The organism is Aquipuribacter aurantiacus, assembly GCF_051216895.1.
GTDB lineage: Bacteria > Actinomycetota > Actinomycetes > Actinomycetales > JBBAYJ01 > Aquipuribacter.
Window position 1 is genome coordinate 85,092 of sequence record NZ_JBPKAO010000010.1, and the last position, 20,285, is coordinate 105,376.

Below are 20,285 nucleotides of genomic sequence, written 5' to 3' on the forward strand. Positions count from 1 at the left end.
GGCATGAGCCACCACGACACCCCCGAGGCCCAGGCCGCCGCCGAGACCATCAACGCGACCATCCGCTACACGGCCTGGTCGGTGTTCGCGGCCACCGAGGCGTTGCCCGACGGCGACCGGGCCGGCCTGGTCGCCGAGGTGGAACGACTGCTCGCGCCGCTGCAGGAGGACAAGAACCTGCAGGTCCGCGGCTGGTACGACCTGGGCGGGATGAGCGCCGACGCGGACCTGATGGTCTGGTGGCACGCACCCGAGGTCGAGACCGTGCAGGCGGCCTACCACGCGCTGCGGCGCAGCGAGCTGGGCCGGCACCTGTCCCCGGTGTGGTCGGTCATGGGACTGCACCGTCCGGCGGAGTTCAACCGCGGGCACGTCCCGGCGTTCATGGCCGGCGAGGACCCGCGTGGGTACTGCTGCGTCTACCCGTTCGTGCGCAGCTACGAGTGGTACCTGCTGCCGGAGGAGGAGCGTCGCACGATGCTCATCGACCACGGCAAGGCCGCGCGGCCCTACCCCGACGTGCGGGCCAACACCGTGTCGGCGTTCGCGCTCGGTGACTACGAGTGGCTGCTGGCGTTCGAGGCCGACGAGCTGCACCGCATCGTCGACCTGATGCGCGACCTGCGGAACACCGAGGCGCGTCACCACGTCCGCGAGGAGCTGCCGTTCTTCACCGGCCCGCGGGTGGGGCTGGACGCGCTGGTGCAGACCCTGCCCTGACCGGGTCGGCCCTGACCGGGTCGGCCCTGACCGGGTCGGCCCTGACCTCCGGGTCAGCCGGCGGGTCGGGCCATCGGGGTGTGGGGGATGCCGTCCTCGACGAAGTCGTCCCCGTCGCGGACGAACCCGAACCGGGCGTACCAGTGCGCCAGGTGGCTCTGCGCGTCCAGGACCAGCTCGCCCGAGGTCCCCAGGTCGACGACGACGTCGGCGACCAGGCGTGCGGCCAGGCCGCGTCCGCGGGCCGCGGGCGCGGTGACGACGCGACCGATCCGGCGGCGCGGTCCGTCGAGGAGCACCCGCAGGTAGGCCAGCACCCGGGCGGGGTCGTCCGGGTCGGCCACCCAGCGGTGCTGGGTGGTCGGCTCGAGGTCGCGGCCGTCCAGGTCCGGGTACACGCAGTCCTGCTCGACGACGAACACGTCGCTGCGCAGCCGCAGCAGGGAGTAGGCGACGAAGACGTCGACGTCGGCCCAGGTCGCCGTCCGGGTGCTGTGCTGGTCCTGCTCCGTCACGGCCTGGAGCCTAGGCCGCGCAGCGACCGGTCCGGCCTCCCGCTCAGGCGCCGGCGCCCGGCCGGAAGTCCATGCTGATCGAGTTGATGCAGTAGCGCAGGTCGGTGGGGGTGTCGAAGCCCTCGCCCGCGAACACGTGCCCCAGGTGGGACCCGCAGGCGGCGCAGCGGACCTCGGTGCGGGCCATCCCCATAGACGTGTCCGTGATCTCCTCCACCGCGTCGCCGGCCAGCGCGGAGTAGAAGGACGGCCAGCCGCAGTGGCTCTCGAACTTCGTCTCGCTGCGGAACAGCTCGGTGCCGCACGCCCGGCAGGAGTAGACGCCGACGTCCTTGGTGTCGGTGTACTCGCCGGTCCAGGCGCGCTCGGTGCCGGCCAGACGCAGCACCTGGTACTCCTGCGGGGACAGCTTCTCGCGCCACTCGGCGTCGGTCCGGGCCTTGGGGTAGGTGGGGGTCGCGTCGGTCGTGCTGCCGACGTCGGTCGTGCTGTTGTCGTCGGTCGCGGCGTCGGTGGTGCTGCCGGTGGTGCGGTCGGACGACCTCGAGAAACCGAGCATGTGGGACCCCTCTCCGTGGTGCGCACCCGGAACAGGTGCCGCTCCTGCCGAGGTCAACGAGGCCTGTCCGTGCGATGTTCCGCACCCGGCGCCGCGGGGTCCTGCCAGACTCGGCCCGTGCCCCGCCGCCGTCGCCACCAGCCCGCCACCCCGGACGTCCCGCCCCCAGCCGCGGCGCGTCCCCTCGCCGCCGCCCTCGCGATCGGGGGCTCCGCCCTGGCGGCCGGTCTGCTGTTCTCGGCGCTGGTGAGCGCCGTGGCGGCGTACTTCGTGCGGCGGGTGCTGACCCCGGAGCGGCTGAAGCCGGACGACACCGAGGTGCTGAGCGTGGGGCCGGGCAACATCACCGTCCGGGCCACCGACGAGACCGTCGCCCGCGGTCGCTTCGGCCTGCGGCTCGCCGGCGGCGCCAGCCACGCGCTGCTGGGCGAGGTGATCCGCGCCGACGGCCCGACCGTGACGCGCGAGCTGGTCGAGGTGGACGGCCCGATGAAGGTCGGACCGGCCCGCTGGAACCCCTACTACTACGCGGGTACCCCGACCACCGCCCTCGGCCTGGACCACGAGGACGTGGTCCTGGACGGCGAGGTCGGTCCGCTGCCCGCGTGGGTGGTCCCGCCCGCCGACGGGTTCACCGGCGGGGACACCTGGGCCGTGCTGGTCCACGGCCGCGGCGCCACCCGTGAGGAGTGCCTGCGTGCGGTGCCCGTGCTGCACCGGATGGGCATCCCCACCGTCGTGCCGAGCTACCGCAACGACGCCGACGCGCCCGCCCTGCCGGGTGGGCGCTACCACCTGGGCGACACCGAGTGGGCCGACGTCGAGCACGCCATCCGGCTCGCGCTGCGCCGGGGGGCCAGCCACGTCGTGCTGTTCGGCTGGTCGATGGGCGGCGCGATCGTCCTGCAGCTGTTGTCCCGCTCCCGGCTGCTGCACGTGGTCAGCACGGTGGTGCTCGACGCCCCCGTGGTGTCGTGGGCCGACGTGCTGGACCACCAGGCCAAGGTCAACCGGGTGCCCGTCTGGATGGCCCGCCTCGGCCTGGAGCTGCTGGGTCGCAGGCAGGCCGACCGGCTGTTCGGGGTCGAGGGCCCGGTCGAGCTCGACCGCTTCGACTGGGTGGCCCGGGCCAACGAGCTGCGGCACCGCATGCTCGTCATCCACTCCGACGACGACGAGTTCGTGCCCTCGGGCCCCTCGCGGGCGCTGGCCCAGGCCCGCCCGGACCTCATCACCCACGTGGCGTTCCGCGGGGCGCGGCACTGCCAGGAGTGGAACGTCGACCCGGACCGCTGGGAGCGGGTGGTGGAGGAGTACCTGCAGGCGACCGTCGGTGCGTCCCTGCCGAAGCGGGACGCCGCCGCCGGCTAATCACGGCGACGCCGGGTGGGCCGGCCGCCGCCGGGTGGACCGGCCGTCGCGCTCTGGCCGGCCGCGACGGGCGTGGGGCCGCCTTGCAGCCCTGTTGACCGGGTTGTGGGACCAGATCGGGGTCGACGGCCGGCAGCAGGCCCGATCTCGTCCCACAAGGCCGAGGCCTCGCCCCACCCCGCCGGGGCGCCAGCGCCGGGCCGACGCGAGCTCCGACGCGGACCGGGCTCGGACCCGGCGCGGCTCCGGCGGGGCCCGGAGTTGTGTGGGCAGATCGGGGCGGCGAGGGTTGCCGCACCCCGATCTGATCCCACAACGCGGGTGGCGGGCGGGCCGGGAGGCGGGGCCGGCGCGGACCCGGTTCGGACCGGACGCGGACCCGGCGCGGCTCCGGCGGGGTCCAGGATTGTGGGAGCAGATCGGGGCGGCGAGGGTTGCCGCGCCCCGATCTGATCCCACAACGCGGGTGGCGGGCGGGCCGGGAGGCGGGGCCGGCGCGGACCCGGCGCGGACCCGGCTCGGACCGGGCGCGGACCCGGCGCGGCTCCGGCGGGGTCCAGGATTGTGGGAGCAGATCGGGGCGGCGAGGGTTGCCGCGCCCCGATCTGATCCCACAACGCGGGTGGCGGGCGGGCCGGGAGGCGGGGCCGGCGCGGACCCGGCGCGGACCCGGCTCGGACCGGGCGCGGACCCGGCGCGGCTCCGGCGGGGCCCGGAATTGTGTGAGCAGATCGGGGCGGCGGGGGTTGTCGCGGCCCGGTCTGATCCCACAAACCCGCAGGGCGGGCGGGGGGGCCGGGAGGCGGGCCGCGACATCCCCGGGGGGCGTCAGCGCTCGCGCACCCAGCGCGCCAGCAGCGTCGAGCCCTCGTGCAGCAGCCCGGCCAGCCGGTAGCCGCGCGGGTCGACGGCAGGCCCGGTGACCACCCGGGCCGCGTCTCCGGCCACCAGGGTCGGGCTGGTCGTCAGGCACAGCTCGTCCAGCAGGTCAGCCTGTGCCAGGGCACCCAGCAGCGCCGGGCCCCCCTCGCACAGCACGCGGGAGAACCCGCGGTCGGACAGCTGCTCCAGCGCGTCGGCCAGGTCGACGCCACCGGTGTCGACGTGACCGGCCAGGAGGACCTGGTCGGGCCCGGCGGCGTCACGGGCCCGGGCCGACGCCTCCGGATCCCCGTCGGCGAGCACGACGAGACCCGGGCGTGGCCCCTCGAACAGGCCGCGCCCGGACTCGACCCGCCCGGAGCGGGTGACCTGGACGACCACGGCGGCGTCGGGGCTGCCCCGCTCGCGTCGACGCGGCAGCAGGTCGTGGTTGACCGACGCCGGCCCGTAGCCCTCGGTCCGGGCCGTCCCGGCCCCGACCAGGACGACGTCCGCCAGGCCGCGCAGCACCCGGAAGACCTCGCGGTCCACCGGGCTGCTGACGGTGCCCGAGCGCCCGTCGTCGCCCGCGGTGGCCCCGTCGAGCGTGGTCACCATGTTCGCCCTCACCCAGGTGCCCCGACCCGGTGCCGGCTCCGGCCACTCGTAGGCCGCGGCGAGCGCCGCGACGTCCGAGGGCTCGACCGGCACCGGGGCGTGGGCCCCCGGACCGAGCAGGACGTCCAGCTCAGACACCGGCCTTCTCGCGCACCTGGCGCTGGATCCGCCCGAGCATGCCGGACATGCCGCGCAGCCGGAGCAGGCTGACGGCCCGGTCCAGGCCCAGCCGGTCCGGCACGTCGTCCGGCACGCTGAGGACGCCGGCCGCGTCCAGCCCGGTCATGCCCTCGGCCAGGATGGCCGCGAAGCCGCGCGTGGTCGGCGCCTCGCGCGGTGCGCTGAGGAACACCTGCACCGGCGCCTGCGGGCCCGTGCCTTCGACCTCGACGTGGACGAAGACCGGGGACTGGCACTCCGGCACGGCCTCCATCAGGTCCTTGTGGTCGGCGAGGCGCGGCGGCAGGTCGGGCAGGCCGTTGGCGAAGTCCAGGAGCAGCTCCAGACGCTCCCGCTCCTCGAGGGCCTCGAAGTCCTCCACCACCGCGTCGAAGCGGCCGGGCAGCCCGCTCACGCGGTCCCCGGCTCCTCGCCCTTGACGATCGGGACGCGGACCGCGTTGCCCCACTCGGTCCACGAGCCGTCGTAGTTGCGCACCTTCTCGAAGCCCAGCAGGTGGGTCAGCACGAACCACGAGTGGCTGGAGCGCTCGCCGATGCGGCAGTAGGCCACCACGTCGTCGGTGGGGGACAGCCCCTTCTCACCCTGGTAGATCGCCTCCAGCTCCTCGCGGGTCCGGAAGCCGCCGTCGTCGGCCACGGCCCGGGCCCACGGGACCGACTGCGCCCCGGGGATGTGGCCGCCGCGCAGCGCACCCTCCTCGGGGTAGGCGGGCATGTGGGTCCGCTTGCCGGTGTACTCCTCGGGGGAGCGGACGTCGACCATCGGCTTGCCGATGTGCTCGACCACGTCGGGCATGAACGCCCGCAGGGTGGAGTCGTCGCGCTCGACGACGGGGTAGTCCGCCGCCGGGACGGTCGTGGCGTCGGTGGTGTACTCGCGGCCCTCGGCCTCCCACTTGGTGCGACCGCCGTCGAGCAGGCGCACGTCGGCGTGACCGAACAGCGAGAACACCCACAGGGCGTAGGCGGCCCACCAGTTGTTCTTGTCGCCGTAGACGACGACGGTGTCGTCGCGGTTGATGCCCTTGGCCTTCATCAGCTCGGCGAAGCCCGCGCCGTCGACGAAGTCGCGGGTCACGGGGTCGTTGAGCTCGGTGTGCCAGTCGATCTTGACGGAGCCGGGGATGTGGCCGGTCTCGTAGAGCAGGACGTCCTCGCTGGACTCCAGCACGACGAGGCCGGGGGTGCCGATCCTCTCGGCGAGCCACTCGGTGGTGACGAGGCGGTCCGGGTGGGCGTAGGCGGCGAGCCTGGCTGCGGTGTCGTGCTCGATGGGCACTGCGTCTCCCTTGTCGGTGCGGCTGGTGGGTCCATCCTGCCAACCCCGCCGGCGCCCGGACCCTTCCCGTCCCCCGCCGACGCGTCCCGTAACCTGCGTCCTCGTGAGCGACGGGGCAGGACGGCTGGTGGACCGCCACCCGTCCCTGGACCGGTCACGGGTCCTGGAGGACCTGGTGCCGCCGCCCCGCTTCGACCAGGCGCGGTTCTCCACCTACGAGCCCGACCCGGCGCAGCCGTCGCAGGCGACCGCACGCGCCCGGCTGCAGGAGTTCGCGGCCGGCGGGCCGGGACGACGCGGTGGGCGGGGGAGCGGCCTCGGTCGGCTCCTGGGCCGCCGTGACGGCCCCGGCGGCCCGAACGGCGACGGGTCACCGCAGGGGGTCTACCTGGACGGAGGCTTCGGCGTCGGCAAGACCCACCTGCTGACGGCGGCCTGGCACGAGGCGTCCGGGCGCCGGCACTACGGCACCTTCGTGGAGTACACCAACCTGGTCGGGGCCCTCGGCTTCCGCGGGGCGGTCGACGCGCTCGCCGGGGCCGACCTGGTCTGCATCGACGAGTTCGAGCTCGACGACCCGGGCGACACGGTCCTGATGGCCCGGCTGCTGCGCGAGCTGGCGGACTCCGGGACCCGGCTGGCCGCCACGTCCAACACACTGCCCGACGCGCTGGGGGCCGGGCGGTTCGCGGCGGACGACTTCCTGCGCGAGATCCAGGCCGTCGGGCGGCTGTTCGAGGTCGTCACCGTGGACGGGGAGGACTACCGCCACCGCGGGGCCCCCGAGGCGCCGCGCCCGGCCACCGCCGACCAGGTCGACGCGCTGCGCACCCGGGACGGGGCCGTCGTGGACGACTTCGCCGACCTGTGCCAGCACCTGGCCACGGTGCACCCCAGCCGCTACGGCACGCTGCTGGACGGGGTCGGGGAGGTCGGCTGGTCCGACGTGGCGCCGCTGCCGGACCAGACCGTGGCGCTGCGGCTGGTCGTCCTGGCCGACCGGTTGTACGACCGCGGCCTGCCGCTGGTGGCCTCCGGGGTGCCGCTGCCGGAGCTGTTCACCGAGGAGATGCTGCGCGGCGGCTACCGCAAGAAGTACCTGCGCGCGCTGAGCCGGCTCACGGCGCTGGCCCGCGAGCCCCGCGCCGTCTGACGCGGCCCCGGCCCGGCCCCGGCCCCGGCCCGGCCCCGGCCCGTGATCGACCCCGGCCCGTGATCGACCCCGGCCGGTGATCGACCCCGGGGGGCCCCCGTTTGCGACTCCTGGCCCGGGGCACTGACACCTCGTGGCCGGGCGGACGCCCGTCGCGAACCGAGCAGTCAGGAGCCACCTCATGATCACCACCAACGAGATCGACCGCGTGACCGGCACGACCATCTACACCAACGACGGTGACAAGATCGGTTCGGCGAACCAGGTGTACCTGGACGACGCCACCGGTGAGCCGCAGTGGGTGACCGTCAACACGGGTCTGTTCGGCACGTCCGAGTCCTTCGTCCCGCTGTCCGAGGCCGTCCTGCGCGACGACCGCCTCGAGGTCCCCTTCGACAAGAAGACCGTCAAGGACGCCCCCCGCCTCGGTGAGAGCGGCCACCTGTCCCCCGCGGAGGAGGACGAGCTCTACCGCCACTACGGCCTCGCCGACGCCGTCGGCGTGGGCAACGGCCAGGTCGGTATGGGCACCGTCGACGCCCGTGACGCCGGTACCCGTGGCGCCGGCCACGACACCTCCGGCCCCAGCACCGACGACGCCATGACCCGCTCCGAGGAGCACCTCGAGGTCGGCACCCAGGAGCGCGAGACCGGTCGGGCCCGTCTGCGCAAGTACGTGACCACCGAGACCGAGACCGTCCAGGTCCCGGTGAAGCGCGAAGAGGTCCGCCTCGAGCGCGAGCCCATCACCGGCGCCAACGCGGGCGACGCCCACGACGGCCCCGCCATCTCCGAGGAGGAGCACGAGGTCGTCCTCCACGAGGAGCGTCCCGTCGTGACCACCGAGGCCGTCCCGGTCGAGCGCGTCCGCGCCGAGAAGGAGACCGTCGTCGACACCGAGACGGTGTCCGGCGAGGTCCGCAAGGAGCACATCGACCTGGACGACACCGCGTCGACCACGGGCGACCGCGCCCAGCGCTGACCCGCCCGCACAGAACGAAGGAGCCCCGTCCGGGTCGGACGGGGCTCTTTCGTCGTCCTGCCGTGGGCGGGCCGACCCGGCCGTCTCGCGTGGGCACCCCGGGCGGCGGGGCCGGGTCTGCGCCTCAGCCGTGCAGGCGGACCAGGGCGACGCCGGGGCCGTCGAGGACGACGGCTTGGCCGTCGGCCCGGGCCGGGCCCCAGTGACGTTCGACGTGACCGCCGGCGTGCAGCGGCACACGGGTCTCGCCCGCCGCCAGCACCACCACCACGCGCCAGCCGCCGCGGTGGACGACCAGCCACTCCGGTCGCCCGTCGTCCCGGCCCTCGTCGGGCGGCCCGGCCTCGACGTCGACCGAGGACAGGTCGTCGTCGCGCAGGTCGGGCTCCCGACGACGCAGCGCGGCCAGGTCACGGGTCCAGGCCAGCAGCCCGGCGTGGGCGCCGTGCTGCTCCTCGCCCCAGGGCAGGACCGACGCCGCGCGGGTGGCGGGGTCCTGCGGGTCGGGGACCTCGTCGGCGTCCCAGCCGTGGGAGGCGAACTCGCGCCGTCGTCCTTCGCTGACCGAGCGGGCCAGGTCGGGGTCGCCGTGGTCGGTGAAGAACTGGAACGGGCTGCTCGCGCCCCACTCCTCGCCCATGAACAGCATGGGCGTGAACGGCGAGGTCAGGACCAGCGCCAACGACGCGGCGACCTCGCCGTCGGGCATCGTCGCCGAGGGCCGGTCACCGACCGCGCGGTTGCCGATCTGGTCGTGGTTGGACGCGAAGGCGAGGAACCGGTGCCCGGAGGTGCCCTCGGGCACCCGGCGGCCCCACGGCGCCCCCCGGAATGTCGAGTGCCGCTCCGCGTGCCAGAACGCCTCCCGCCAGACCGTCCGCAGCACCTCGACGCTGCCGAAGTCCGCGTAGTAGCCCTGCCGCTCCCCGGTGAGCAGCGCGTGCAGGGCGTGGTGCACGTCGTCGTCCCACTGCGCGGTCATGCCCAGGCCGCCGTCGGCGGTGGGGGTGACCATCACGGCGTCGTTGAGGTCGGACTCGGCGATCAGCGCCAGCGGACGACGCAGGCCGTCGGCCAGGGCCGCGGTCTCGTCGGCCAGCTGGGCCAGGATGTGCCGCGGGCTGTCGTCGACCAGGGCGTGCACGGCGTCCAGGCGCAGCGCGTCCACGTGGAAGTCGCGGAACCAGCGCAGCGCGTTGTCGCAGATCCAGCGCCGGACCTCGGCCGCGCGGTCGGTGTCCAGGTTGACGGCCTGACCCCAGGGCGTCTCGTGGGCGTCGGTGAAGTAGGGCCCGAAGACCGAGGTGTAGTTGCCGGCGGGACCCAGGTGGTTGTAGACGACGTCCAGGCTCACGGCGAGGCCGCGGGCGTGGCAGGCGTCGACGAAGCGCTGGAACGCGGCCGGGCCGCCGTACGGGTCGTGCACCGCGAACAGGTGGACCCCGTCGTAGCCCCAGCCCCACCGTCCGGGGAACGCGGCCAGCGGCATCAGGGCCACCACCTCCACGCCCAGGTGCACCAGGTGGTCGAGCCGCCCGACGGCCGCGTCGAGCGTGCCCTCGGGGGTGAACGTGCCGACGTGCAGCTCGTAGTGCAGGGCGCCGCGGACGTCGCGTCCGCGCCAGCCGTCGTCGCCCCAGCCGTGCAGCGAGGGGTCGAACAGCCGGCTCGGGCCGTGCACCCCGAACGGCTGCCAGGCCGAGCGGGGGTCGGGGACCGGGTCCTGGCCGTCGACGGAGAACAGGTAGTCGCTGCCGTGCCCGGTGCCGCCGACGGCCAGGTGCCACCAGCCGCCGTCGGCCCGGTTCATCGGTCGGGCGGTCCGCTGCCCGTCGTCGGGGCCGGAGGCGTCACGGACGAGGACGAGGTCGACGGCACCGGCCGAGGGCGCCCAGACGGCGAAGGTATGGCTCATCGGCGACGACCATGCCACGGGCCGGGCAGGTCCGCGAAACCCTGGCAGGAGGCGGTGGCAGGGGTCACCGTCATGCGCGCCGCAGCAGCGCGACGGGCAGGTCGGCGAGCAGGTCGACCAGGGCCGTCCCACCCCCCGGCCACGACGTGCCGGTCAGCACGTCGGTCCAGTCCCCGTCGGGCAGGTGGACCGTGTGGCGGCCCCAGCCGCCCAGCCGGTCCAGCTCGCCGGGCCGACGGGTGGCGACCAGCACGACGTCCGGGGTACCTGGTCGGCCGCGACCGAACGCCAGCGCGTTGCCGCTGGACGTGGCGACCGGCTCGTAGCCGGAGCCCTCGCCGACGAAGCTGTCGGGCAGGTCCCGGCGCAGGCGCAGCGCGCGGGACGTCACCAGCAGCTTCTCGTCGTCCAGGTCGCGCGGCGGGCCCCCGGAGTCCAGGTGCGCCAGCCGCGCGCGACGGTCGTCGTAGTCGACCGGACGGCGGTTGTCCGGGTCGACCAGGGACCGGTCGACGACCTCGGTGCCCTGGTACACGTCGGGCACCCCGGGAAGCACCAGCTGCAGCGCCTTCTGGGCCAGCGTCACGGCCCGGGTCCACGGCTCGATGCCCTCGACGAAGGAGTTGATGTCGCCCGACAGCGCCTCGTCGCCGAGCACCCCGCGGGCCAGGTCCGCCACGGCCTGCTCGTAGGCCTCGTCCGGCGCGGTCCAGGTGGTGCGCGTCTTGGCCTCCCGGGTCGCCTTGGTCAGGTACCCGAGCAGGCGCTCCTCGCTGATGGGCCAGGTGGCGACCAGCGTCTGCCACAGCAGCAGCTCGGTGTCGCCGTCGACGACGTCGCCCACGCGGTGCGGCGCGGCGGCCTCGTGCCAGCCCTTGACGGCCTCGACCCAGCGCTCAGGGTCCTCCACGGCCGCCACCAGGCGGGCGCGGGCGTCCTCGCTGCGCTTGGTGTCGTGGGTGGACAGCGTGGTCATCGTCGAGGGCCAGGTGGCGGCCTGCCGCTCGGCGAACGCGTGCAGCTCCTCCGGGGTCAGCCCGAACCGGGACGGGTCCCCGCCGACCTCGTTGAGCGCGATGAACCGCTGCCAGCGGTAGAACGCGGTGTCCTCCACGCCCTTGGCCATCACCGGGCCGCAGGTCTGCTGGAAGCGGACGACCAGCTCGCGGCGGCGCGCCAGACCGGCGACCCCGCCCCGGTCGTCGCCCTCGGTGCCCTCGGCCCCGCTCGCGCCGGGGACCAGGTCGCGGCCCAGGACCAGGTCGACGACCAGGTCGAGGGTGGCCTGCCGGTCCTCGGTGAGGTTCGCGCTCGCGCGGTGCGCGGCCTCGGACACCACGGCCACGGCCTCGGCGTCGGGGGCCTCGCCCGGCACGACGTAGGCGCGGTAGCGGTCCATCGCCACCAGCAGCTCGGTGACGGCGTCCTCGAGGGCGCGGCGGGTGTGGTCGCGCAGCTGCACGTCGTCCGCGCAGATCTCGACCAGCAGGTCGACCAGCCGGTGCACCTCGGCGTACTGCCCGCCGTGGACGACCTCGCGCTTGGCGGTGTCCATCAGCTGGTGGAAGTCGTCGCCGAGGGCGCCCTCGCCCAGCTCGGCGTGCAGCAGGGTCAGGGGCGCCTCGGCGGACGGGTTGACCAGCACGCCCGTGATGCGGCGCAGCGTGTCGTAGCCCGTCGTGCCGTCGCAGGGCCAGTCGGTGGGCAGCTGCTCCTCGCCCTCCAGGATCTTCTCGACCACGACCCAGGGGCGGCGGCCGTCGGGCCCGCGGGCCTCGGCCAGGCGACGCAGGTAGCCACGCGGGTCGGCCAGGCCGTCCGGGTGGTCGATCCGGAAGCCGTCCAGCACGCCCTCGGCGTGCAGGTCCAGCAGCACCCGGTGGGTGGCCTCGAACACCTCGGGGTCCTCGACCCGGACCGCGGCCAGGGTGTCGACGTCGAAGAACCGGCGGTAGTTGAGCTCCTCGTCCGCGACGCGCCAGTAGGCCAGGCGGTACCACTGCCGGTCGACCAGCTCCGCCATGGGCAGGTCCTCGGTGCCGGCGCGCACGGGCATGACGTGGTCGTAGTAGCGCAGCACCGTCTCGGTCTGCACGGCGCCGTCCTCGCCGACGGGCACCTCGGCGGTGTCCAGGCTCAGCTCACCGGCGTCCAGCACGTCGCCGATCCGGGCCCCGAGCAGGGGCATGAGCACCGCGCGGGCCGGCACGGTCCAGTCCACGTCGAGCCAGCGGGCGTAGGGGGAGCCCGGCCCGTCGCGCAGCACCGACCACATGGCGCGGTTGTGCCACAGAGGGCTGGGCACGTCCATGTGGTTGGGGACCACGTCGGCGATGACGCCGATGCCGCGGGAGTGCAGGGCCTCGGCCAGCGCCCTCAGCCGCTCCTGCCCGCCCAGCTCGGTGTTGATGCGGGAGTGGTCGACCACGTCGTAGCCGTGGGCGCTGCCGGGGGAGGCCTGCAGCACCGGGCTCAGGTAGGCGTGGGACACGCCCAGCGCGTCGAGGTGGTCCACGACGGCCAGCGCGTCGTCGAAGCCGAACTCCGGGCGGACCTGCAGCCGGTAGGTGCTCAGCACCGGGCGGGCCGGGGGACCGCCCGCCGTGCTCACGCCTCGACCCGCTTGTCGCTGCGCAGCACCACGACCGCGCGGGCCTTGACGTCGAGCGTGGCGGCGGGCTCCAGGTGGGGCAGGGCCTCGGCGTCGCGCTCGCTGGACAGCCGCGCCGACTCCGCCGACCCGGTGTAGGAGTGGGTGCGCGGGGGCAGGTGCTCGAGGTCGCCGGTGTCGACGACCACGTGCCAGCTGTGCCCGTACTCCTGGCCCGGCAGGGTGAACGGCAGGTCGTGGGGCGAGGCGTTGAACAGCAGGAGGAAGCTGTCGTCGACGATCCGCTCTCCGCGCGCGTCCGGCTCGTGGATGGCGTCGCCGTTGAGGAACACCATGACGCTCTGCGCGTAGCCGTTGTCCCAGTCGCCGTCGTCCATCGGGCGGCCGTCCATCTTCAGCCACGCGATGTCCTCGCTCACGTGACCCGCGTTCTCGGCGGCCGCGGTGTCCGGCATCGCGGAGCCGGAGAAGAACCGCCGGCGACGGAACACGGGGTGCCCGTGGCGCATGGCCACCAGGCGCCGGGTCCACTCCAGCAGCATCTCCTGGGCGCCGTCGAGCTCCCAGTCCATCCAGGTGATCTCGCTGTCCTGGGCGTAGCCGTTGTTGTTGCCGCCCTGGCTGCGGGCGATCTCGTCGCCGTGCGCGATCATCGGCACGCCCTGGCTCAGCAGGAGCGTGACCAGGAAGTTGCGGTGCTGCTGCTCGCGCAGCGCGACGACCTGGGGGTCGTCCGTGGGGCCTTCCACGCCGCAGTTCCAGCTGCGGTTGTGGCTCTCGCCGTCGTTGTTGCCCTCGTTGTTGGCCTCGTTGTGACGCTCGTTGTACGACACCAGGTCGCGCATGGTGAAGCCGTCGTGGGCGGTGACGAAGTTGATGCTGGCGATCGGCTTGCGACCGGAGTGCGCGTACAGGTCCGAGGACCCGGTGATCCGGCTCGCGAACTCGCCGAGCGAGCCCGCCTCGCCGCGCCAGAAGTCGCGGACGGTGTCGCGGTAGATGCCGTTCCACTCCGTCCACAGCGGGGGGAAGTTGCCGACCTGGTAGCCGCCCTCGCCCAGGTCCCAGGGCTCGGCGATCAGCTTGACCTGGCTGACGACCGGGTCCTGCTGGATCAGGTCGAAGAAGCTGGACAGCCGGTCGACCTCGTGGAACTGCCGGGCCAGGGTGGAGGCCAGGTCGAACCGGAAGCCGTCGACGTGCATCTCGGTCACCCAGTAGCGCAGCGAGTCCATGATCAGCTGCAGCACGTGCGGATGGCGCATGAGCAGGCTGTTGCCGGTGCCCGTGGTGTCGTAGTAGTGCTTCTCGTCGCCCTCGACCAGGCGGTAGTACGCCTTGTTGTCCAGGCCGCGGAAGGCCAGCGTGGGGCCCTTCTCGTTGCCCTCGGCGGTGTGGTTGTAGACCACGTCGAGGATGACCTCGATGCCCGCGGCGTGCAGGGCCTTGACCATGCCCTTGAACTCCTGGACCTGCTGGCCGCGCTGGCCGGTCGCGGAGTACTCGTTGTGGGGCGCGAAGAACCCGATGGTGTTGTAGCCCCAGTAGTTGCGCATCCCCTTCTGCTGCAGGTGCCCGTCCTGGACGAACTGGTGCACGGGCATCAGCTCGACGGCGGTCACCCCCAGGTCGCGCAGGTGGTCGATCATCGCGGGGTGCGCCATGCCGGCGTAGGTGCCGCGGATCGACTCCGGGATGCCCGGGTGCAGCTGCGTCATCCCCTTGACGTGCGCCTCGTAGACGACGGTCTCGTGGTACTCCAGGCGCGGGGCCCGGTCGTTGCCCCAGTCGAAGTACGGGTTGACGACGATCGAGTGCATGGTGTGCAGCCGGGAGTCCAGGCGCTGGATCTTGTTCTCGTCCTTGCCGAAGCGGTAGCTGTGCAGCGACTCGTCGCCGTCCGTCATGCCCTCGATCGCCTTGGCGTACGGGTCCAGCAGCAGCTTGCTCGGGTTGTACCGGAGCCCCTGCGAGGGGTCGTACGGGCCGTGCACCCGGAAGCCGTACCGCTGGCCGGGCTGCACGCCGGGCAGGTAGCAGTGCCACACGAAGCCGTCGACCTCGGGCATCTCGATGCGCTCACGCTCGCGGCGGGCGTCGTCGAGCAGGCACAGCTCGACCTTGGTCGCCCCCTCGGAGAAGACGGCGAAGTTCGTGCCGCTCCCGTCGTACGTCGCGCCCAACGGGTACGGGTGACCCGGCCACACATCCATCACAGCTGCATCCTTTCGACCCCGGCCGGACGTCCGGCCGGGCGGTCCATTGTCCACGGGTTCGGGGGCCCCGCACGCCGCGCCTGCTCGCGGGGCGTGGGGGGCTCCGCTCAGGCGTCGCTCAGCGCCCGGTCCAGGACCAGTGCCGTGTGGTGACTACCCAGCGGGAGCCCCCCCAGTCCCCGCGCTCCGGAGGAGTCCAGCCGGGCGGCCAGGAACGCGTCGGCCACCGGGTCCGGGCAGGACCGGACCACGAGCGCCGCCTGCAGGGTGACGGCGAGGCGCTCCACCAGCCAGCGGGCGGCGCCCTGGACGGCCCCGGGGTCCTGCCTGGCCTCGGACGACGCCGTGCGCAGCAGGTCGGCGCAGCCGTCGACGGCCGCGTCCAGGCGGGGGTGCTGCCCGCGGGAGCGTCCGCACTCGGCCACGAACGCCTCGACGGCGTCGGGGTCGTGGGCCACCACGCGGACCACCTCCAGGGCCAGGCCGTTGCCGGTGCGGCCCGCGAGCACGGCGCCGGCGTCGCGCTGCAGCCGGGCCGCGTCCCCCGTGTCGTCCCAGCCGGCCGACCCCAGGCACTCCACGGCCTCCAGGGCCACCTGGGGGGCCCGACGGCTGGCCCAGAGGGCCGCGACCGGCCCGGCCAGGCGCAGCAGCGCTGCGGCCCGGGCGTGCTCGTCGGTGCCGGAGCCGCCCTGGGCGGTGTCCGTGGTCGCCGCCAGGTGCAGGGCCAGCACCGTGGTGGCCTCGGACTCGACCGCCAGGTCGGTCAGCACCGTCCGCACCACGGGCGCGGTGTCCAGCGGCCCGCCCGGGACGACGCGGTGGCGGGCGTGGTGCCCCGCGGCGGACAGCAGGGCCCGCACGGCGGCGGCGGCCAGGACGGTGCCGTCGAGGTCGCGGACGGCCTGCAGCGCCGCGAGCGGGGGTGGGTCCGGACGGTCGCCGGCGCGTCGCTGCCCCTCGGGGGCGCCCTGGCCCTCGGGCCCGCCCTGGGCGCCCGGGGCGTCCAGCCTGACCGCCCAGGCGTCGTCCAGGTCCAGGTCGCCGACGACCCAGGCGCGGTAGGCGGGGCCGGGGCGCAGCCGCTGCGTCCGCACCCCGTTGGGCGTGCCGTCCCCCAGTCGTCGCGGCAGCAGGAACACCCCGGTGCCGGTGTCGGTGGTCGCCGTGGTGAGCAGCACGTCCGCGTCGGCGTTGCCGACGAACCACTTGCGACCCCGCAGCCGCCAGGTGGGCCCGCCGTCGACCGGGCCGCCCAGGTCGACCGACGCCGTGGTGGCGGGCCGGGCGCCCGGGGCCGAGCTGGTGCGCTCGGTCAGGGCGACCCCCGCGGTGGACCCCGGCCCGACGGGGGTGCGGCGGCTGCCGGTGTCCGGGCGGACGGAGCTGAGGCGCCGGGCGGCCAGCCGCGGCAGCCACTGCGCCGCGGCGGGCGTGGCGACGACGGCGGCCGTGGCGGCGTGGTGCGTGCTGAGGGCCATGGCCGAGGACCCGCTGGTCTGCGCCCACAGCAGCAGGCCCGCCGCCCGGGACAGGTGGGCGTGGTCCTCGCCCGCGGCCAGCCACGCGTGCCCCGCCAGGCCGGCCTCGTGCCCGTCCTGCTGCAGCGTGCGCCAGCCGGGGTGCACCACGACCCGGTCGACCCGGTCGCCACGCCCGTCGTGGACCTGGAGCCGGGGCGGCAGGGCCTCCACCTCGGCGGCCAGCCGGCGCTGCTCGACCGAGCCGGCGTGGCGTCCCAGCTCGTGCAGGGGCGGCAGCGCCTCGGGGCCGGCGTGGTGGCGGACGGCGTCCAGCAGCGCCCGGTCCGCCGCGGCGAGGTCGACGTCACCGGGGGCGGGGACGCCCGGGCCGGCCGCGGGGGCGCGGTTGCGGCTGGCTGCGGCCTGGCGCAGGTCGATGACCTGGTCCGACCCGCGGGCACGGGTCCGACGCTCCGGCGGCACCATGAGTCGACCACCCCCCGCACGTCCGGTCCTGCAGTGGGCAGAACCCTAGACGACGTCCCTGGACGGGGCGGGCCGTCGGTCGGGTCCGCCCCGTCGACCGCTCAGGCGGACGCCACCCGCGGCGCCACCTCGGTGCCCAGCAGCTCGATGCCGCGCAGCAGGTCGGTGTGCGACATGCGCGGGTTGGTCATCTGGATCGAGACGCGGTCGACCCCACCGAGCTGGTCGGAGATCCGGTCCAGCTTGGTGGCCACGGTGTCCGGGTCGCCCATGACGAACGCCCCGTCGGGCCCGCTGGTGCTGTCGAACTGCAGCCGCGACGGCGGTGGGAAGCCGCGCTCCCGCGAGACGGTGGTGAACATCTCGTGCCAACCCGGGTAGACGGTGTCCGAGGCGCTGCGGACGTCCTCGCCCACGTAGCCGAACATGTGCAGACCCACCTTGAGCTGCTCGGGGCTGTGACCGGCCTGGGCCCCGGCCTGCCGGTACAGCTGCACCAGCGGGGCGAACTGCCGGGGCTGGCCCCCGATGATGGCGATCATGAGGGGCAGCCCCAGGGTGCCCGTCCGCAGGAACGACTCCGGCGTGCCGCCGACGCCCACCCAGATCGGCAGCGGGTCCTGCACGGGGCGCGGGAACACGCCCTGGCCGCTCAGCGGGGGCCGGTGCCGCCCGGACCAGGTGACGTGGGTGGACTCGCGCAGCCGCAGCAGCAGGTCGAGCTTCTCCACGAACAGCTCGTCGTAGTCGCGCAGGTCGAGCCCGAACAGGGGGAAGGCCTCGGTGAAGGACCCGCGGCCCACCACCAGGTCGATGCGGCCCTTGGACAGCAGGTCGAGCGTGGCGAACTGCTGGAAGAGCCGGACCGGGTCGTTGGCGCTGAGCACGGCGACGGCGCTGCCCAGGCGGATGCGCGAGGTCCGCGCGGCCGCCGCGGCCAGGATCACCGGCGGGGCCGAGTCGTAGTACTCCTGCCGGTGGTGCTCGCCGATGCCGAAGGAGTGCAGCCCGACGCGGTCGGCCAGCTCGATCTCCTCCAGCAGGTGCTCCAGCCGTTCGACCGGCCCGACCACGTGACCGGTGGCGGGGTCGGTGACCTGGGAGACAAAGCTGTCGATGCCTACGTGCACGGGGACTCCTGCGGGTGCGGCCGATGGTGCGGTTCTGCTCGTGCGGACTCCGGTCCAACCGGCCCGCCGCCGCCGGTGTTCCTGCCCGCCGGTCGCTACGCCGCGGCCTGCAGCAGCGGCCACAGCACGGTGGCGCCGGCCGCGAGCGCGTAGAGGACCACCCCGCCCCCCACGAGGGGGTCGACCGAGCGTCGTGGCCCGGGGCCGTCGTCAGGGCCGACCGCGCAGGCGTCGGCGTGCCAGCGCGCCGCCAGGCCCGCCGCGCTCGCGGGGTCGAGCCCCACCGGTGGCCCGCCGACCGCGTCCAGGTCGCCGTCCTCGTCCACCCCGAAGGCGGCGACGACGTCCTGCCCGATCACGCGGAGCCCGGCGACCTGACGCCACGGGTGGACCACGACGAACCCGTTGGCCGCGATGTGCACCCCGTCGACCCGCAGGTACGTCGCGGACCGGGCGTAGGCGAGTCCGCCGAACCCGACGGACCCGGCCGCGAACAGCACCCCGGCCGACTGGAACCAGGTCAGCTGCTCCTCCGGTGGCAGGGAGCCGTCGGCGGTCAGCCAGAACGCGGCGGGCAGCAGCAGCAGGGCCGCCGTGGCCAGCCTGCGCCAGCGGGGGAGCGCGAGCTGCACCTCGTCCACGCGCCGTCCGTCGGCCCGCCGAGGTGTGTTCTCCGCCGGGGACGGCACCGCCACGGAACCCGGCATGCCTGCTGCGTCGTACATCTCGCCGTCGGGGCCGTCGGGGCCGTCGTCGTCCGGGTCGGGGCCGCCGGTGCCCGGGCCCGGGCCGGTCGCCGCGCGCAGGTACCGGACGTCCAGCGGGGACATCGGCAGCAGCGGGCCGTGAGGCGCCAGCACGACGTCCGGGGTGACCACGACGACCACGCCCCCGGGCCGCGGGTCACCGATCAGCAGGACGGGTTCCGCAGCCCCAGCGGCCGCGAGGTCGTCGAGGTCGTCGAGGTCGTCGCCCACCTCCAGCGACCGGTCCCCGCGCCAGGCCGCCGCGAACGTGTCCTGGCGCAGCTCCTCGTCCTGCTCGTCCTCCGGCTCCTCGACCGGCTCGCGGCCCAGCGGGTCGGCGGTGACCTCGTGGCGCAGCAGCCCGAGGCCCTCCAGCAGCCCGTCGGACGGCAGGCCACGCACCATCGGCGCCCGCAGCCCGAGCTGCGGCAGCAGCACCCGGGAACCGTCCGCCCCCGGAGCCCCCGTGGTGGACCACACCGGACCGCCCTCGGTCAGCAGGTGCCGACGACGGCGCAGCGCCCGGACCCGATCGGCGCCGACCGCCGCCGACAGCAGCGCCAGCGCGCCGGCCAGGAGGAGCCAGCCGTCGTTCTCCACCGGCTCCGCGTCCAGGCTGACCCAGGCCGGCTCGACCGTGGTGTCCACGTGGGCCGCCACCCGGTCCCCGACCGTGAACTCCTCGACGTCGTAGACACCGACCTCGCTGAGGCCGCCGGCCCCGGGGACGCGGACCTCCAGCAGCCAGTCGTAGTCGTCGACGGAGACCACCTCGACGTCCGTCCGCTGGGCCCGGGACAGGTGGTCGCGGGTGTCCAGGCTCTGGTGGGCGAACCACCCGAGCAGCCCCACCGCCGCGGTCAGGCCCACCACGACCCCCACCTCGACGGTGCCGACGCCCCGGGACGCGAGCACCTCGCGGCCGTGGCCGGGCAGGCGGCCGGGCCTCGCCGGGGGCAGGCGCCGCCGACGGTTCGACCGCACCAGACCCGACCCGGCCAGGCCGACCACCAGCTGCGTGAGCGCGGCCACGCCGGACACCGTGCCCAGCTCGCCCAGGACCGCGTACTCCACGACGAAGGGGAGGGCGGCGAGCCCGACCAGAGGCAGACCGGCGGCCGGCACCAGCCACACGGCGACCAGCGCGCCGAGGAGCAACCCCTCCAGCAGCGACCAGCCGGGCCGGGGCAGGCACGGGTCCACCACCGTGCACGCGTCGAAGGGCAGGAACCCGTACTCCACCGCCAGGGCCGCGGTGAGCACGAGCGGCAGCAGCACCCGGAGGACCCACCAGTACGCCGTGCCCCCCAGGGCTCCCGGCAGGGCGACCCCCGTGGGCAGGGCCGTGGCCCGGTCCTCGAGGTCCTGCCACGCATCGCCCGCCCGCTCGTCCGGCCTCATCCTGGTCCCACCGCTGCCTCCCGCGCCTGAGGGCGTGCGCCCGACGGCATCATCGGTCGTCCGCGTCGCCGCATGAG

Annotated in this window: 15 protein-coding genes; 4 read left to right on the top strand and 11 right to left on the bottom strand. The window is 74.8% G+C overall.

Translation table 11 applies throughout. From position 1 onward, the window contains the following. The first annotated feature begins 3 nt into the window (after nt 1–3). Nucleotides 4–720 (top strand): hydrogen peroxide-dependent heme synthase, encoded by a 717-nt coding sequence (gene hemQ / locus ACR80Q_RS13860; RefSeq protein WP_435378219.1) that lies wholly within the window; start codon nt 4–6, stop codon nt 718–720. 53 nt (nt 721–773) lie between these two features. On the opposite strand, the gene ACR80Q_RS13865 is transcribed toward hemQ, so the two are convergent. Together ACR80Q_RS13865 and msrB are read right to left on the bottom strand one after the other, a co-directional pair. Further along, complete coding sequence (locus tag ACR80Q_RS13865) at nt 774–1,235, bottom strand: GNAT family N-acetyltransferase (protein ID WP_435378220.1); 462 nt, start codon at nt 1,233–1,235, stop codon at nt 774–776. A 43-nt stretch (nt 1,236–1,278) separates the two neighbouring features. Continuing rightward, entirely contained in the window at nt 1,279–1,794 is a 516-nt protein-coding gene (gene msrB / locus ACR80Q_RS13870; protein ID WP_435378221.1) for a peptide-methionine (R)-S-oxide reductase MsrB, read from the bottom strand. Nucleotides 1,795–1,911: 117 nt separating this feature from the next. Between msrB and ACR80Q_RS13875 the strand changes: the two genes are divergently transcribed. Further along, entirely contained in the window at nt 1,912–3,165 is a 1,254-nt protein-coding gene (locus ACR80Q_RS13875; protein ID WP_435378222.1) for an alpha/beta hydrolase family protein, read from the top strand. Nucleotides 3,166–3,993: 828 nt separating this feature from the next. On the opposite strand, the gene ACR80Q_RS13880 is transcribed toward ACR80Q_RS13875, so the two are convergent. Genes ACR80Q_RS13880 through ACR80Q_RS13890 form a run of 3 tightly spaced genes read right to left on the bottom strand, consistent with a single transcriptional unit; the run spans nt 3,994 to nt 6,105 of the window. Next, nucleotides 3,994–4,782, bottom strand: a complete 789-nt coding sequence (locus ACR80Q_RS13880; protein WP_435378223.1) for a dihydrofolate reductase family protein — start codon at nt 4,780–4,782, stop codon at nt 3,994–3,996. Next, complete coding sequence (locus ACR80Q_RS13885) at nt 4,775–5,218, bottom strand: SufE family protein (protein ID WP_435378224.1); 444 nt, start codon at nt 5,216–5,218, stop codon at nt 4,775–4,777. The genes ACR80Q_RS13880 and ACR80Q_RS13885 overlap by 8 nt, the downstream gene beginning before the upstream one ends. After that, nucleotides 5,215–6,105 (bottom strand): sulfurtransferase, encoded by an 891-nt coding sequence (locus tag ACR80Q_RS13890; RefSeq protein WP_435378225.1) that lies wholly within the window; start codon nt 6,103–6,105, stop codon nt 5,215–5,217. The genes ACR80Q_RS13885 and ACR80Q_RS13890 overlap by 4 nt, the downstream gene beginning before the upstream one ends. Nucleotides 6,106–6,208: 103 nt before the next feature. Between ACR80Q_RS13890 and zapE the strand changes: the two genes are divergently transcribed. Both zapE and ACR80Q_RS13900 read left to right on the top strand, forming a co-directional pair. Further along, on the top strand, nt 6,209–7,258 hold the full coding sequence (gene zapE, locus ACR80Q_RS13895; RefSeq protein WP_435378226.1) for a cell division protein ZapE: 1,050 nt from the start codon (nt 6,209–6,211) through the stop codon (nt 7,256–7,258). Between the two features lie 181 nt (nt 7,259–7,439). Then, the gene (locus tag ACR80Q_RS13900) at nt 7,440–8,240 is read left to right on the top strand and encodes a DUF2382 domain-containing protein (RefSeq protein WP_435378227.1); all 801 of its coding nucleotides are present in this window, start codon (nt 7,440–7,442) and stop codon (nt 8,238–8,240) included. A gap of 124 nt (nt 8,241–8,364) precedes the next feature. Here ACR80Q_RS13900 and treZ read toward each other — a convergent pair whose 3' ends face one another. The 6 genes from treZ to ACR80Q_RS13930 form a co-directional block, all read right to left on the bottom strand. Next, nucleotides 8,365–10,155 carry a malto-oligosyltrehalose trehalohydrolase gene (gene treZ / locus ACR80Q_RS13905; protein ID WP_435378228.1) on the bottom strand — a complete coding sequence of 597 codons (1,791 nt, stop codon included), beginning with the start codon at nt 10,153–10,155 and terminating at the stop codon, nt 8,365–8,367. Nucleotides 10,156–10,225: 70 nt separating this feature from the next. Then, nucleotides 10,226–12,766, bottom strand: a complete 2,541-nt coding sequence (gene treY, locus ACR80Q_RS13910; RefSeq protein WP_435378229.1) for a malto-oligosyltrehalose synthase — start codon at nt 12,764–12,766, stop codon at nt 10,226–10,228. Then, nucleotides 12,763–14,979: a glycogen debranching protein GlgX gene (glgX, locus tag ACR80Q_RS13915; protein ID WP_435378230.1), complete on the bottom strand. Its 2,217-nt coding sequence runs from the start codon at nt 14,977–14,979 to the stop codon at nt 12,763–12,765. The genes treY and glgX overlap by 4 nt, the downstream gene beginning before the upstream one ends. Nucleotides 14,980–15,089: 110 nt before the next feature. Beyond that, the gene (locus tag ACR80Q_RS13920) at nt 15,090–16,931 is read right to left on the bottom strand and encodes an acyl-CoA dehydrogenase family protein (RefSeq protein WP_435378231.1); all 1,842 of its coding nucleotides are present in this window, start codon (nt 16,929–16,931) and stop codon (nt 15,090–15,092) included. 101 nt (nt 16,932–17,032) lie between these two features. Next, nucleotides 17,033–18,061, bottom strand: a complete 1,029-nt coding sequence (locus tag ACR80Q_RS13925; RefSeq protein WP_435378232.1) for an Atu2307/SP_0267 family LLM class monooxygenase — start codon at nt 18,059–18,061, stop codon at nt 17,033–17,035. Between the two features lie 95 nt (nt 18,062–18,156). Beyond that, complete coding sequence (locus tag ACR80Q_RS13930; protein WP_435378233.1) at nt 18,157–20,208, bottom strand: hypothetical protein; 2,052 nt, start codon at nt 20,206–20,208, stop codon at nt 18,157–18,159. Between the last annotated feature and the right edge of the window lie 77 nt (nt 20,209–20,285).

Coding starts and splice junctions, on each gene's coding strand:
- glgX (WP_435378230.1), bottom strand. CDS start 14,979: ATGGATGTGTGGCCGGGTCACCCGTACCCGTTGGGCGCGACGTACGAC.
- treZ (WP_435378228.1), bottom strand. CDS start 10,155: ATGAGCCATACCTTCGCCGTCTGGGCGCCCTCGGCCGGTGCCGTCGAC.
- ACR80Q_RS13920 (WP_435378231.1), bottom strand. CDS start 16,931: ATGGTGCCGCCGGAGCGTCGGACCCGTGCCCGCGGGTCGGACCAGGTC.
- ACR80Q_RS13900 (WP_435378227.1), top strand. CDS start 7,440: ATGATCACCACCAACGAGATCGACCGCGTGACCGGCACGACCATCTAC.
- ACR80Q_RS13930 (WP_435378233.1), bottom strand. CDS start 20,208: ATGAGGCCGGACGAGCGGGCGGGCGATGCGTGGCAGGACCTCGAGGAC.
- hemQ (WP_435378219.1), top strand. CDS start 4: ATGAGCCACCACGACACCCCCGAGGCCCAGGCCGCCGCCGAGACCATC.
- msrB (WP_435378221.1), bottom strand. CDS start 1,794: ATGCTCGGTTTCTCGAGGTCGTCCGACCGCACCACCGGCAGCACCACC.